The 14138-nt window shown below is 66.2% G+C and carries 13 protein-coding genes; 9 read left to right on the top strand and 4 right to left on the bottom strand.

Features of this window, described 5'->3' with window-relative positions; all coding sequences use genetic code 11:
- The first annotated feature begins 71 nt into the window (after nt 1-71).
- Both ACVILL_RS40185 and ACVILL_RS40180 read left to right on the top strand, forming a co-directional pair.
- Complete coding sequence (locus ACVILL_RS40185; protein ID WP_456734070.1) at nt 72-2381, top strand: xanthine dehydrogenase family protein molybdopterin-binding subunit; 2310 nt, start codon at nt 72-74, stop codon at nt 2379-2381.
- A 103-nt stretch (nt 2382-2484) separates the two neighbouring features.
- The gene (locus tag ACVILL_RS40180) at nt 2485-2931 is read left to right on the top strand and encodes a c-type cytochrome (protein WP_456734069.1); all 447 of its coding nucleotides are present in this window, start codon (nt 2485-2487) and stop codon (nt 2929-2931) included.
- Between the two features lie 79 nt (nt 2932-3010).
- On the opposite strand, the gene ACVILL_RS40175 is transcribed toward ACVILL_RS40180, so the two are convergent.
- Nucleotides 3011-3433 (bottom strand): CHRD domain-containing protein, encoded by a 423-nt coding sequence (locus tag ACVILL_RS40175; RefSeq protein WP_456734068.1) that lies wholly within the window; start codon nt 3431-3433, stop codon nt 3011-3013.
- Nucleotides 3434-3598: 165 nt separating this feature from the next.
- Between ACVILL_RS40175 and ACVILL_RS40170 the strand changes: the two genes are divergently transcribed.
- Nucleotides 3599-4528, top strand: a complete 930-nt coding sequence (locus ACVILL_RS40170; protein WP_456734067.1) for a c-type cytochrome — start codon at nt 3599-3601, stop codon at nt 4526-4528.
- Nucleotides 4529-4676: 148 nt separating this feature from the next.
- Here the strand turns inward: ACVILL_RS40170 and ACVILL_RS40165 are convergent, their stop codons facing one another.
- A complete protein-coding gene (locus ACVILL_RS40165; protein WP_016845986.1) occupies nt 4677-4922 on the bottom strand; it encodes an Lrp/AsnC ligand binding domain-containing protein in 246 nt (81 codons plus the stop codon).
- A gap of 193 nt (nt 4923-5115) precedes the next feature.
- Here ACVILL_RS40165 and thiD point away from each other — a divergent pair, with 193 nt between their 5' ends.
- The 4 genes from thiD (at nt 5116) to ACVILL_RS40145 (ending at nt 9068) form a co-directional block, all read left to right on the top strand.
- Entirely contained in the window at nt 5116-5913 is a 798-nt protein-coding gene (gene thiD / locus ACVILL_RS40160; RefSeq protein ID WP_456734066.1) for a bifunctional hydroxymethylpyrimidine kinase/phosphomethylpyrimidine kinase, read from the top strand.
- Nucleotides 5914-6120: 207 nt separating this feature from the next.
- On the top strand, nt 6121-6933 hold the full coding sequence (locus ACVILL_RS40155) for a UDP-2,3-diacylglucosamine diphosphatase (protein WP_456734065.1): 813 nt from the start codon (nt 6121-6123) through the stop codon (nt 6931-6933).
- A complete protein-coding gene (locus ACVILL_RS40150) occupies nt 6930-8021 on the top strand; it encodes a glycosyltransferase family 4 protein (protein ID WP_456734064.1) in 1092 nt (363 codons plus the stop codon). Before ACVILL_RS40155 ends, ACVILL_RS40150 begins: the two co-directional genes overlap by 4 nt.
- A gap of 57 nt (nt 8022-8078) precedes the next feature.
- Nucleotides 8079-9068, top strand: coding sequence for a threonine/serine dehydratase (locus tag ACVILL_RS40145; protein WP_456734063.1), 990 nt, complete (start codon nt 8079-8081; stop codon nt 9066-9068).
- Nucleotides 9069-9265: 197 nt separating this feature from the next.
- Here the strand turns inward: ACVILL_RS40145 and ACVILL_RS40140 are convergent, their stop codons facing one another.
- A complete protein-coding gene (locus ACVILL_RS40140) occupies nt 9266-10567 on the bottom strand; it encodes a hypothetical protein (protein WP_456734062.1) in 1302 nt (433 codons plus the stop codon).
- Between the two features lie 75 nt (nt 10568-10642).
- Here ACVILL_RS40140 and ACVILL_RS40135 point away from each other — a divergent pair, with 75 nt between their 5' ends.
- Entirely contained in the window at nt 10643-11845 is a 1203-nt protein-coding gene (locus ACVILL_RS40135; RefSeq protein WP_456734061.1) for an MFS transporter, read from the top strand.
- Between the two features lie 26 nt (nt 11846-11871).
- On the opposite strand, the gene dgcA is transcribed toward ACVILL_RS40135, so the two are convergent.
- Nucleotides 11872-12867, bottom strand: coding sequence for an N-acetyl-D-Glu racemase DgcA (dgcA, locus tag ACVILL_RS40130; RefSeq protein ID WP_456734060.1), 996 nt, complete (start codon nt 12865-12867; stop codon nt 11872-11874).
- Between the two features lie 135 nt (nt 12868-13002).
- On the opposite strand from dgcA, the gene ACVILL_RS40125 reads away from it, so the two are divergent.
- Entirely contained in the window at nt 13003-14136 is a 1134-nt protein-coding gene (locus ACVILL_RS40125) for an MlaE family lipid ABC transporter permease subunit (protein WP_456734059.1), read from the top strand.
- The last annotated feature ends 2 nt before the right edge of the window (nt 14137-14138 follow it).

The following is a 14138-nucleotide window of genomic DNA, read 5'->3' as shown; positions in this document are numbered from 1 at the left end:
AGAAAGCCGTTTGCGCTTCGTCGACAACCACGCCAATATGCGCAAAACACACCAAGGCAATTGGAGAGACGATGGCAGCTCCCATCAAGTTCGGCGTCGGACAAAGTGTGCGGCGCAAGGAGGATGACGCTCTGATTCGCGGCAAGGGCCGCTATACCGACGACGTCGCACCGTCTCCCGCATTGCACGCGCTGATGCTGCGTTCGCCGCATGCGCACGCGACCTACACGATCGATGCCGGCAAGGCCCGCGAGATGCCGGGCGTGGCGCTGATCCTGACCGCGGCCGATGTCGCCGAGCTCGGCGGCCTGCCGTGCCTGTTCAATCTCGAAACCGATCCATTCACCGCGCCGCCTTATCCGATCCTCGCCAAGGATGAAGTGCGCCATGTCGGCGACGCCGTCGCCTTCGTGGTCGCCGACACCGTCGATCATGCGCGCGACGCGATCGAGGCGATCGACGTCAAGTGGACGCCGCTGCCGGTGGTGGCGGGCCTCGTCAACGCGGTGAAGAAGGACGCGCCGCAGGTCTGGCCGGACAAGCCCGGCAATGTGCTGTTCGACGTCTCGATCGGCGACAAGGGCGCCGCCGAAGCCGCGTTCGCCAAGGCGCATGCGGTCGCCGAGATCACCATCGTCAATCCGCGCGTGATCACCAACTTCATGGAGACGCGGGCCGCCGTCGCCGAATACGACGCCAAGAAGGATCACCTGACGCTGACGATCGGCAGCCAGGGCAGCCATCGCCTGCGCGAGATCCTCTGCGACATGATCCTGAAGATGCCAAAGGAGAACATGCGGGTGATCTGCCCGGATGTCGGCGGTGGCTTCGGCACAAAGCTGTTTCCTTATCGGGAGTATGCGCTGATCGCGGTCGCCGCGCGCAAGCTCAAGAAGTCCGTCAAATGGACCGCCGAGCGCTCCGACCATTTCATGGGCGACGCGCAGGGCCGCGACAATCTCACCACCGCGAAGATGGCGCTCGCCGAGGACGGCAAATTCCTCGGCATGGACGTCGACCTGATGGGCGACATGGGCGCCTATCTCTCGACCTTCGCGCCCTATATCCCGCATGGCGGCGCCGGCATGCTGCCGGGCCTCTACGACATCCAGGCCTTCCATTGCCGCGTCCGCACCGTGTTCACCAACACCGTGCCGGTCGATGCCTATCGCGGCGCCGGCCGCCCCGAGGCCGCCTATGTGATCGAGCGGCTGGTCGACGCCGCCGCGCGCAAACTCGGCATGACGCCTGACGCCATCAGGCGGAAGAACTTCATTCCTCCGAAGTCGCTGCCGTATACGACCGCGACCGGCAAGGTCTACGACTCCGGCGATTTCGTAGCGCACATGAAGCGCGCGATGGAGATCGCCAACTGGAAGGAGTTTGGCAAGCGCGCCAAGGCGGCCAAGAAGGACGGCCTGGTGCGGGGCATCGGCATGGCGAGCTATGTCGAGGTCTGCGGCACGATGGGCGAGGAGACCGCCAATGTCGCGCTCGATCCCAATGGCGACATCTCTATCCTGATCGGTACGCAGTCGAGCGGGCAGGGCCACCAGACCGCCTATGCGCAGATCGTCGCCGAGCAGTTCGGCGTGCCGCCGGAGCGCGTCCACGTGCTGCAGGGCGACACCGACAAGATCGCGACCGGGCTCGGCACCGGCGGCTCGGCATCGATCCCGTCCGGCGGCGTCAGCGTGCAACGCGCGACGCATGATCTCGGCAACAAGCTGAAGGAGCTTGCGGCTCAGGCGCTGGAAGCCGGCACCGGCGACCTCGAGATCGCCGACGGCCGCATCCGCATCGCCGGCACCGACCGCTCGGTCAGCTTTGCCGATCTCGCCAAGCGTCCCGGCGGCGATACCTCGAAGATGAACGCCAGCGCGACCTTCGCCAGCGCCGACGGCACCTATCCGAACGGCACGCATCTCGCCGAGGTCGAGATCGATCCCTCAACCGGCATCATCAAGATCGTCAGCTACGTCATCGTCGACGATTTCGGCGTCACGCTCAATCCGCTGATGCTCGCGGGCCAGGTGCATGGCGGTGCGATGCAGGGCATCGGGCAGGCGTTGATGGAGCAGGCGGTCTACAGCCAGACCGACGGTCAGCTCGTCACCGGCACCTTCATGGACTATGCGATGCCGCGCGCTTCGGACGGTCCGTCCTTCGTGTTCGAGACCCACAACGTTCCCTGCACGACCAATCCGATGGGCGTGAAGGGCGCGGGCGAGGCCGGCGCGATCGGCTCGTGCCCGGCGGTCGTCAACGCGATCGTCGAGGGGCTGCATCGCGAGTACGGCATCGACCACATCGACATGCCGGCCACGCCGGAGCGGGTCTGGGTCGCGATCCGCGAGGCGCAACGCCGTCATACTCTCTGATAAATTGTCGCAGGCGGAATGAAGATTCCGCCTGCGGTGTTTGCAAACCAGGCCGGCCGCGTACCTGCGGACCGGGACAGAGCGGAATTGAGGGGTTTTGCCGATGAAGCGGATTGTCGTCGTTGCAGCGATGCTTGCGTTGAGTGCGGGTGCTGTCGTGGCCGACCAGAATCAGGTCAAGCAGACCCAGGCCCAGATGAAGGAGACCGGCAAGAACGCAGGCGCCATCGCCGCGATGCTCAAGGGCGAGAAGCCCTACGACCAGGCAACCGTCGACGCCGCGCTGGCGAAGTTCGAGGACACCGCCAAGAAGCTGCCGACGCTGTTCCCCGACAGCAGCAAGGGTCTGAAGACGGAGGGTGACTACTCGGCCGGGCCGAAGATCTGGGAAGACAAGGCCGGCTTCGAGCAGCACATCGCGAGCTTCGCCAAGGCCGTCTCCGACACCAAGGGCAAGGTCAAGGATATCGACACGCTGAAGGCGGAAATGCCGCCGCTGTTCAAGCAGTGCGGCGGCTGCCACGAGACCTACCGCCTCAAGAAGGGCTGATCGCCGTTCGGGCAATGAAAAAGGGCGGACGCCGTGAAGCGTCCGCCCTTTTTCATGCCGGTCGTTTCGTGCTGACGGTTTACTTCGTGACCTGGCCGCGGATCTCGCCGCCCGGGTTGGCCGCGGTGTGGACGTTGACGTAGTACTTGCCGGCCAGCAGATCGGCGGCCTGCGCATCGGTCAGCGTGGCGCTGCCTTCGACCGGGCTCGACGTCGCGTTCGGGATTGCGACCGCGACACCGGAATTCTTGCCGGCCTCGGCGGGGCCGTGGAAATGCGCGGCGGTCGCGGGGCCGGACAGGCCCGAATAGGTCAGCTTCCAGCTGAGCTTCTTGCTGGCGGCATCGTAGTCGATGTCGGCGGTGCCGGTACCGGCGCTGGTGTTCGCCGGCACTTCGGACTTGCCGTCCAGCTTGGCGTGCATCTTTTCGGCAAGCGCCGGACCCGCGAACGCAATCGCGGCGCCAAGTGTCAGCGTGGCAAGCAAGGTCTTGTTGGACATGGTTCTCTCCCCTTTGACGTCACACGATGGTTGCAAACTTCAAACAGCGCCTTTTCGGATTTATTCCCGAAATGATCGTGGGTGCGGCAAATTTGATGCGAGCTTGTGCGATCGGTTGCCATCATACTGGTTGATGAACTGACGCGACCAACGACGGATCGGTGAATGTTGCGACGAATTCTCCTCCTGGCCATCCTGGCCTGCCTCATCGGCTTTGGCGTGTTCTGGTGGCTGACGATCCCCGTGACCGTCTCCGCCAGCGCGTTGCCCGCCTACCAGCCTGACCTGGCCAACGGCCTCACAACGTTCAATGCCGGGGGATGTTCCTCCTGTCACGCCGTACCCAAGCAGGACGACCGCACCAGGCTGGGTGGCGGGCTTGCGATACCGTCGCCGTTCGGCACCTTCTACGCGCCGAACATCTCGCCCGACCCGAACGACGGCATCGGCCGCTGGAGCGAGGCCGACTTCGTCACCGCGGTCATGAAGGGCACCTCGCCGTCAGGCGCGCACTATTTCCCGGCGTTTCCGTACACGTCCTATCAGTACGCCAGGGTCAATGATGTGCGCGACCTGTTCGCCTATCTGAAGACCTTGCCGCCGGTCGCCGGCAAGGTGCGCGACCACGATCTGCCGTTTCCGTTCAACATCAGGCGCAATGTCGGGGTCTGGAAGTTGCTGTTCATGAACGGCAAGCCGTTCGTCGCGGATGCCAGCCGCTCGGCGCATTGGTATCGCGGCGCCTATCTCGTCAACAGCTTCGGCCATTGCGCCGAGTGCCACAGTCCGCGGAATTTCCTCGGGGGCATCATCAGTGCGCAGCGCTTCGCCGGGGGCCCCAACCCGGAGGGCGAGGGCTGGGTGCCCAACATCACGCCGAGGGGGATCTCGGACTGGAGTACGAAGGACATCGCCTATTTCCTCGAGAGCGGCCAGACGCCGGATGGCGACAGCGCCGGCGGCTCGATGGTGCGCGTGATCCGCAACACCTCGCAGCTCTCGTCAAGCGATCGCGACGCGATCGCCGAGTACATCAAGTCGCTGCCGCCGGTCGAGGGACCGCCGAAGCCGACCAAGCCCGAGAAGAAGTCGTAGCGGACACGTCCTAGACTCCTCATGGTGAGGAGCGCGCAACGCGCGTCTCGAACCATGTGGCCCCCACTGTGGCCTACATCCTTCGAGACGCCCGCAGGACGGGCTCCTCAGGATGCGGCGTTAGAGAGTACGTCGTGATGCGGCGAAACTACTTCGCGCCGAACGCCTTGAAGGTGATGATGGTGAGGGTGTCCTGGATGCCCGGGATCACCTGAACCTTCTCGTTGATGAAATGGCCGATGTCGGTGTCGTGGTCGACGTAGAACTTGACCAGCAGATCGTAATTGCCCGCGGTGGAGTAGATCTCGGATGCGATCTCGGCCTCCGCCAGCGCGTTGGCGACGGTGTAGGACTGGCCGAGCTTGCATTTGATCTGGACGAAGAAAGGAACCATCAAAGTCGTCTCCGGGGATTTGGCCGACTATAGGCCAAAAACCGGCGGCCAAGGCAAGGGGGCGAGAAGGGGCCAAGGCAAGGCCAACTCGCGGTAAAGTCAGGCGAACTTGCTGCCGATGGGCGGCCGGGCTAGGACAGGCCATGGTGTTATTCATAACGGTCTCATTCGTATCAACCGCCGGTGCCGCGAGATGACCCCGGTCGCGCTCACCATTGCCGGCTCGGATTCCTCGGGCGGCGCGGGCATCCAGGCCGACCTCAAGAGCTTTGCCGCGCTCGGGGTCTACGGCGCCTCCGCCATCACGGCGCTGACCGCGCAGAACACCACGGGGGTCAGCGGCATCCATCCGGTGCCTGCTGCATTCGTCACCGCCCAGATCGATGCGGTTTTCTCCGACCTCGACGTCGGCGCGGTCAAGATCGGCATGGTGGCGCAGGCCGAGACGATCGAGGCGATCGCCGATGGGCTGAAGCGCTGGGCGCCGCGCCACATCGTGCTTGACCCGGTGATGGTCGCGACGTCGGGTGATCGGCTGCTCGCCGCCGAGGCCGTCGATGCGCTCAAGACCAAACTGTTTCCGCTGGCCTCGCTGATCACGCCGAACCTGCCGGAAGCGGCGGCGCTGCTCAACGAGCCGGTCGCCTCAAGCGCGGCCGACGTCGAACAGCAAGGCAAGCGATTGCTGGCGACGGGATGCCGCGCGGTGCTGGTCAAGGGCGGCCACGGCCACGGTGCCGAGAGCACCGACTATCTGATCGACGCCGAGCGCAGCATCGCGCTATCGGCGCCGCGCATCGCCACATCAAACACGCACGGCACCGGCTGCTCGCTGTCGTCGGCGATCGCGGCAGGGCTCGCGAAAGGCGAGGCGATGGAGACCGCCGTGCGCAACGCGAAGGCGTGGATATCAGGTGCGATCGCCGCCGCCGATCGTTTCGCGGTCGGCCACGGCCACGGGCCGGTGCATCACTTCCACAAGTACTACTGAAGCTCTGAAGCCGCGTTGTTCCGCCGCGATATGCGGCAACACCACGCCTGTTGCGCACAGCCGCGTGCGCCGATGTCGCCAGATTGTCGCATGCGGCTGTTATCCGCAGGACAGGGGCGCGCTGCTGATTCTCGTTAACTCTTTGTGGAGCCTCAGGTCGCGGGGATCGTCATCGCCTTGTCACAGGAATCTGTTAGGTGCACAGGCATGGGAAGTGACTCCTTGAGTGAAGAGAGCCCCGAGCGGCGCTTTCGCACTTTGTTTATCTCCGATGTCCATCTCGGAGCCCGCGGTTCGCAAGCCGACCGCCTGCTGGACTTCCTCCGCTCTCACGATGCCGACACGATCTACCTGGTTGGTGATATCGTCGACGGCTGGGCGCTGAAGTCGAACTGGTACTGGCCGCAGACTCACAACGATTTCGTGCAGAAGATGCTGCGCAAGGCGCGCAAGGGCGCCAAGGTGATCTACGTCCCGGGCAACCACGACGAGTTCCTGCGCAAATATTACGGCACGCATTTCGGCGGCATCGACGTGGTGGAGAACACCATCCACACCGGCGCCGACGGCAAGCGCTATCTCATCATCCACGGCGATATCTTCGATCTCGTCGTGCAGAACGCGCGCTGGCTCGCCCATCTCGGCGACAAGGCCTACGACTTCGCGATCCAGATGAATCGCTTCGTCAACTTCTTCCGCAAGATGTTCGGCGTGCCGTACTGGTCGCTGTCGCAATGGGCCAAGCTCAAGGTCAAGAAGGCGGTGAACTATATCGGCGCGTTCGAGGCTACGCTGGCCGGCGAGGCGCGGCGTCACGGCTGCGACGGCGTGATCTGCGGCCACATCCACTACGCGACGATTCATGACGAGCACGGCATCCGCTACATGAATTGCGGCGACTGGGTGGAGAGCTGCACGGCGCTCGCCGAGCACGAAGACGGCCGCTTCGAGATCATCACCTGGACCGATCCGGTGCGCCGGATTGCGCCAGTTCCGCGAGTAACGGCACGCGCTGCATGACGCATATCCTGGTCGCGACCGATGCGTGGCATCCCCAGGTCAACGGGGTTGTCCGCACGCTGACCATGATGGCACAGGCGGCGAAATCGCTCGGCGTCGAGGTGAGCTTCCTGACGCCGGACGAGTTCCGCACCTTCGCGATGCCGAGCTACCGCGATCTCCGGCTGGCCTTGCCGTACCGGGCCAAGGTTGCCAGCCTGATCGAGGCGGCGAAGCCCGACAGCATCCATATCGCGACCGAAGGCCCGATCGGGCTGTCGGTCCGCCGCTATTGCCGCACGCATGGCCTGCCGTTCACGACGAGTTTCCACACCCGCTTTCCGGAATACGTGTCGGCGCGGACGCCTGTCCCGGAAGCCTGGGTATGGCGTGCGCTGCGCTGGTTCCACAAGCCGAGCCGGGCGGTCATGGCCGCCACCCCGGCACTGGCGGCCGAACTGCGCCAGCGCGGCTTCCGCAACGTGGTGCTGTGGTCGCGCGGCGTCGATACCGCGCTGTTCCATCCGCGCGACGTCGATCTCTGCCTGCCGCAGCCGGTCTATCTCAGCGTCGGCCGGGTCGCGGTGGAGAAGAACCTCGAGGCATTCCTCGACCTCGATCTGCCCGGCACCAAGGTCGTGGTCGGCGACGGCCCGGCGCGGGCGGCGCTGGAGCGGAAATATCCGGAAGCCGTCTTCCTCGGCGCCCGCCATGGGGAAGAATTGGCTGAGATTTACGCCGCGGCCGATGTGTTCGTTTTCCCGAGTCGCACCGATACGTTCGGTTTGGTGCTGCTCGAAGCGTTGGCCAGCGGCCTGCCGGTTGCCGCTTTTCCGGTCACCGGGCCCCGTGACGTGATCGGCGCCGCGCCGGTCGGCATCCTTGACGAGGATTTGCACCATGCCTGCCTGGAGGCGCTCAGCATCCCGCGCCAGGCCTGTGTCGATTTCGCTGCGCTCCACACCTGGCAGGCGTCGGCCCGGGTGTTCATCGACCGCTGCATGAACGTCCGTCCGGCACCGCCCGACGGCGAGGGGGAGGCGTTCGAATTCGGTGCCGAGGAGCACCATTTCGCGGCGCTGCCGGCCAGTCAGCCGACCTCGCGCTAGACGAACTCACGCTAAAGCGTCTTGCCGGGCCGCATTCCGGCGCGATACAAATCGCGGATGACGGACACCGTTCTAAATCCACCCGTCGCTGCCGCGGACATCGATGCCGCCGCAAGGGTGGTCGCGCCGTTCGCGGTGCGCACGCCGCTCCTGACCTTTCCCGTTCTCAACGAACGCGTCGGCAGCCGGGTTTTCCTCAAGCCCGAGATGCTGCAGCGGACCGGATCGTTCAAGTTCCGCGGCGCCTTCAACAAGCTCGCCTCGATCCCGCAGAACCAGCGGAGCGGCGGCGTGGTCGCGTTCTCCTCGGGCAACCACGCCCAGGGTGTCGCAGCGGCGGCCAGGATCCTCAACATGCAGGCAACCATCGTGATGCCTGCGGACTCGCCGCTCACCAAGCGCGAGCGGACCAAATCGTATGGCGCCGAAGTCGTGCTCTACGACCGCGATCGCGACGACCGTGCGGCGATCGCCAGCGGCATCGCCAGCAAGCGTGGCGCGACCCTGGTGCCTCCCTATGACGATCCGTTGGTGATCGCGGGCCAGGGCACCGCGGGCCGCGAGATCGCCGAGGACATGGCGGCGCTCGGGCTGACGCCTGATATCGTCGTGGCGCCGGCTTCGGGCGGCGGATTGATTGCCGGTGTCGCCACCGCGGTGAAAGCAAAATATCCGCAGGCCCAGGTGATCGTCGCCGAGCCCGCGGGATACGACGATCACGCGCTGTCGCTCAAGGTCGGACATCGCGAGGCGCATCCGGTCGCGGCGCGCACCATCTGCGATGCGCTGATGGCGATGATGCCCGGCGAGCTCACCTTCGCGATCAACAGCAAGCTGCTCGCCAATGGCGTCAGTGCTTCCGACGACGAGGTCGGCGCCGCCGTCGCCTTTGCCTATCGCGAGCTGAAGCTCGTGGTCGAGCCCGGCGGCGCGATCGGGCTCGCTGCGCTGCTGGCGGGGCGGATCGACGCCAAGGGCAAGAACGTCGTCATCGTGCTCTCGGGCGGCAATGTCGACGCCGACCTGTTCGCGAAGCTCGTCGCCTGACGTCAGCTTTTTTGAGAACGAGACGGGGGCAGAGCGGTGCTCGCTCTGCCCCCGTCTTGCTGCGCGCGATCAGTGCCTGAAACCACCATGATGGCCGCCGAGCTGGCTGTAATAGACCATCGCGACCTTGTTGGGACCGCGCGCTGAGACCTTGTCGGAAAAATCCTGCAACACCGTCAGTGGGAGTAGGGCCGCGCTTATGAGAAGAACGCCATCTTCTCGGCCTGGCTCATGCGGCGGATCGGCGCGAGCGGGTCGTTGGCTGCGGCGCTCGGCTTCTTCAGCAGGCCGCTGGCGAGGATCGTCGAGCCGAGCGATATCTCTGCTGTGTGAGCAGGCGCAGTCTCAACGGCGGGCGGGGGAGGTGGCGGCACAGGTGCCGGAGCTTCGGCAACCGGCGCCGCCGCCACCGGCTCGACCTTGACCTCGAGCTTCGGCTCGGGCGCCGGTGCAGGTTCGGGCTGAACCGGCGGTGCCGCCATTTCGGGCTCGGCCGCCATCGCCTCCGCGATGCGCATCTCCTCGGCGGCGCGCATTTCCTCGGCGATCGCCTCTTCGTCGACCGGATCGGGCGCACCCATCTCCATCGCGATCAGGTCGAGCACCGCTTCATCTTCTGCGTCGGCGGCCGCCCCATCGGTGACGCGGGCGAGTTCGGCGGCCTCGGCTTCGGCCAGTGCTGCCTCAGCCTTGAGCCACGCTTCGCTCGGCTGTGGCATGGCGGCCGTAGCGGCCTCCGGGCTCTGCGTTGCAGCAGCCGGCGCGGCTTCGGCGTTCGGCGGCGCGACCGCCTCCTGGGGCGGTGCTGGCGCGGCAGCGGCGACGGGCACGTCGGGGACAGCGCTTTCGGCCGCCGCGCTGTCAGCCGCCGGCGGTGGCACGGGCACCGCTGGCTGCGGTTCCGCAACCGGTGCCTCGGCCACATCGGGTTCGGCCGCGGGCGGCGCCTTGTCCGGATCGAACTCGCCGAGCCGGCGGGCCAGCGCCGCGAAGGCGGCATCCAGCACGGCCTTGGCGTCGTCCATCGAGACGTCTGCCGCACCGGCCTCGATTGCGGCGACCTGCGAATCGATGATGTCGCAGATCCGGCCGTCATTGCCGATCTCGCGCAGCCGCCAGGAGATCTCCCGGATCACCCGCACGCCCTTGCGTACCGGCGCAAGGCTTTGCTCGAAGCTGACGCCGTCGAGCGACGCGATGGCCGACGCCTGGGTGGCCTCGATCGCGCCGCGCAAGGCGGCCAGCGCCTGCGCCAGCTGCTCGTCCCTGATCGCGTCCGCGGCAGCCTGCCGCTGCGCGCTGAGGCTTTCCTCGATCCGCGCCACGGCATCGAGCACCATTCTTGTATCGGCGTTGCGGTTGCGCTTGGCGTATTCTCCGAGGAACCAGCGGCCCCGCGAGGTCTCCATGAAGGCCGCGCTGATCGCGGCATAGTCCTCCTCGCTCGGCAGGGCCGCGCGGGCGGATATCGGCGACAGGGCGAATGCTTCTTCGGCCATCACAATCTCTTCGCGCAAATCACTGCGCGTTACGCTAACGATCACCACGATATCGCGCGAATCGCAATTGAATTGATGTCTTCCGGATCACAAATCCCCATTGCGGCAAAGGTTGCGTCGCGGCGATTCGCTGTCAGCCTTGCGGCATTCTATGCCACGCTGTTCGGAATGACCGGGGTTCATCTGCCGTTTTTCACGGTGTGGATGAAGGCGATCGGCATCGATGCGACCTGGATCGGCATCATCACCGCGGTGCCGCCGGTGACGCGCTTCACCGTGCTGCCGCTGGTCACGGCGGCCGCGGAACGGCGCCAGATGCTGCGCGGCGCGATCATCGCCACGGGCTTTGCGACCGCGCTCGGCTTCGCGATGATCGGCACCCAGCACCAGCCGTTCGTGCTGCTCGCGGTCTATGCGCTGACCTGCTGCGTCTGGACGCCAATGGTGCCGCTGACCGACGCCTATGCGCTGCGCGGCGTCAGGCAATTCGGCCTCAGCTACGGACCGCTGCGGCTGTGGGGCTCGGCCGCCTTCGCGGTCTGCGCGCTCGTCAGCGGCTTCCTGCTCCGCTATGTCGCGGAGGTCGATCTGATCTGGATCATCACCGCCGTGACCGTGCTCGGCGCGCTGGTCGGGCTGACACTGCGGCCGCTCGGCCGTCCGACGGCCGCCGTCACGCACGCCGCCGGCGCGCCAAAGCTGCTGCGCAATCCGACCTTCCTCGCCATCATCGTGTCCTCGGCGCTGATCCAGGGCAGCCACGGCGCCTACTACATCTTCGCATCGATTGCCTGGCAGCAGGCCGGCTTCAGCGGCCTGACCATCGCGGGCCTCTGGGTGCTCGGCGTCATTGCCGAGATCGTGCTGTTTGCATTGTCGCCGCGCTTCACGCTGCCTTCGGCGGTGCTGGTGATGATCGCCGCGGCGAGCGCCGTGGCGCGCTGGGCGATCACTGCGCAGGACCCGCCGCTTGCTGTGCTTGCCGTGGTCCAGCTCGGACACGGGCTGAGCTTCGGGCTGACGCAGGTCGGCATCATGGGCCTGATGGTGCATCACGTGCCGGTGCATGTGATGGCGCGCGCGCAGGGCTATCTCACCGCGTGCGGCGGCATCGTCGCGAGCACCACGGCGATCGTCAGCGGCATGGTCTATGCGCGCTTCGGGCTCGGCGTCTACGACATGATGGCCGCGATGGCGGCCACCGGCGGGCTCGTGGTGTGGTTGGCGCGGAAGCGCTTCATAGCGTTTTCAAGCGAAGTGGGTACCGGTTCGCGCTAGAAAACGCGTCAAAACAAGAGAGCCCCTCATCCCCAGAGCGCGGCGTCGGGCGGATAGACCAGGCTGCCCTCGTAGCGCAGGCCGTTGTCGCGGTCGCGCGCCAGCAGCAGCGGGCCGTCGAGATCGACGAAGCGGGCGGCTTGTGCGATCAGCATCGCCGGCGCCATCGCAAGCGACGTCGCGACCATGCAGCCGATCATGATCTCGAAGCCGAGCGCGCGGGCGGCATCGGCCATTGCAAGCGCTTCGGTCAGCCCGCCGGTCTTGTCGAGCTTGATGTTGACCGCGTCATAGCGGCCGCGCAGGCCTGCGAGGGAGGCGCGGTCATGCACGCTCTCGTCGGCGCAGACCGCAACCGGGCGCTGCATCCGCGAAAGCGCCTCGTCCTGGCCGGCCGGCAGCGGCTGCTCGATCAGTGTGACGCCGGCGTCGGCGCAGGCTTTGAGGTTGGCGGCGAGGTTGTCGTCGGTCCAGGCCTCGTTGGCGTCGACGATCAGTTCGGAGCGAGGTGCCGCCCTGCGCACGGCGGCGATCCGCGCGCCGTCGCCATCGCCGCCGAGCTTGATCTTGAGCAGCGCACGGTGCGCCGCCTTGGCCGTTGCCTCCGCCATCGCCTCTGATGTCCCGAGCGAGATCGTGTAGGCGGTGGTGCGGGGCTCCGGTGCGGGCCGGCCGAGCAGGTTCCAGATGCGAATACCGGCGCGTTTGGCCTCGAGGCCCGCCAGCGCGCAATCCAGCGCGTTGCGGGCGGCACCGGCGGGCATCCGGGCCTGCAGGGCAATCCGGTCCATGCCGCCGGCGAGCGGCTCCTGCATCGCCTGGATCGCCTGCAGCGTCGCCTCGGGCGTTTCGCCATAGCGCGGGTAGGGCACGCATTCGCCGCGGCCGGTGAGGCCACCCTGGCTCACCTCGGCCACCACGACGACGGCCTCGGTCTTGGCGCCGCGGCTGATCGTGAAGGTCCCCGCGATCGGCCAGCGCTCGAGACGCGCGGAAAGGGTGCAAGAGGGGGTGGAAGTCATTTTAAAGTCTACTATTTCCTGAACCGTAGCTTGCGACGCGCAACCAACTATGGCTGGTTAGTGACAGATTCGACAAGCCGATCCGGCAAGCCGCCGGAGATGCAACGGCCAGCCGGCTTGAGGGGTAGGCAAAAGGTGAGCGGCGACCCGACACTGGAGCGGATAGCCCAAGGCGAAGGACTGGCGTTGTGCGCGGCGGGCAACTGGACGGCCCGCTTTGCCCCTGCGCTCGAGCGGATCGTCTCCGACGCCGAGAAGCTGCGCGGCAGCCGCCCCCACATCTTCATCGACGTGTCGCAGGTCGCGAGCCTCGATACCTTCGGCGCCTGGCTGATCGAGCGGCTGCGCCGCAGCCTCAGCAATGCCGGCGCGGAAGCCGAGATCGCGGGCCTCTCCGCCAATTATTCCAGCCTGGTCGACGAGGTCCGCCGCGTCGGCCCCGCGCCCAAGGCCGCGAGCGAACCGCTGCTGATATCGGGCATGCTCGAGCAGATCGGGCGCACCGTGGCCGGGATCGGCGGCACCATCATCGGCCTGGTCGACATGCTCGGCGCGGTGCTGGCCGCGGCCGCCAAGGTGTTGATCCATCCGCGCAGCTTCCGCTTCACCTCGACGGTGCATCACCTCGAGCAGGTCTGCTTGCGTGCGGTGCCGATCGTGGTGCTGATCACCTTCCTGATCGGCTGCATCATCTCGCAGCAGGGCATCTTCCACTTCCGCAGGTTCGGCGCCGACATCTTCGTCGTCGACATGCTGGGCGTGCTGGTGCTGCGCGAGATCGGCGTGCTCTTGGTCGCGATCATGGTCGCCGGCCGCTCCGGCTCGGCCTATACCGCCGAACTCGGCTCGATGAAGATGCGCGAGGAGATCGACGCGCTGCGCACCATGGGCTTCGATCCGATCGAGGTCCTGATCCTGCCGCGCATGCTGGCGCTGGTGCTGGCGCTGCCGATCCTGGCCTTCCTCGGCGCGATGGCCGCGCTCTATGGCGGCGGCCTGGTGGCCTGGCTCTATGGCGGCGTCGATCCGGAGGCCTTCCTGCTCCGCCTTCGTGATGCCATATCGATCGACCATTTCATCGTCGGCATGGTCAAGGCGCCCGTGATGGCGGCCGTGATCGGCATCGTCGCCTGCGTCGAGGGGCTCGCGGTGCAGGGCTCGGCGGAGTCGCTCGGACAGCACACCACCGCGTCGGTGGTGAAAGGAATCTTCTTCGTGATCGTGATGGACGGCGTGTTCGCGATCTTCTTCGCCTCGATCGGGATGTGATC

The sequence above is a fragment of the Bradyrhizobium sp. USDA 3364 genome (assembly GCF_054056355.1).
The sequence above is the reverse complement of the archived record's forward strand: the minus strand, read 5'-3'. Positions and strand labels throughout refer to the sequence as shown.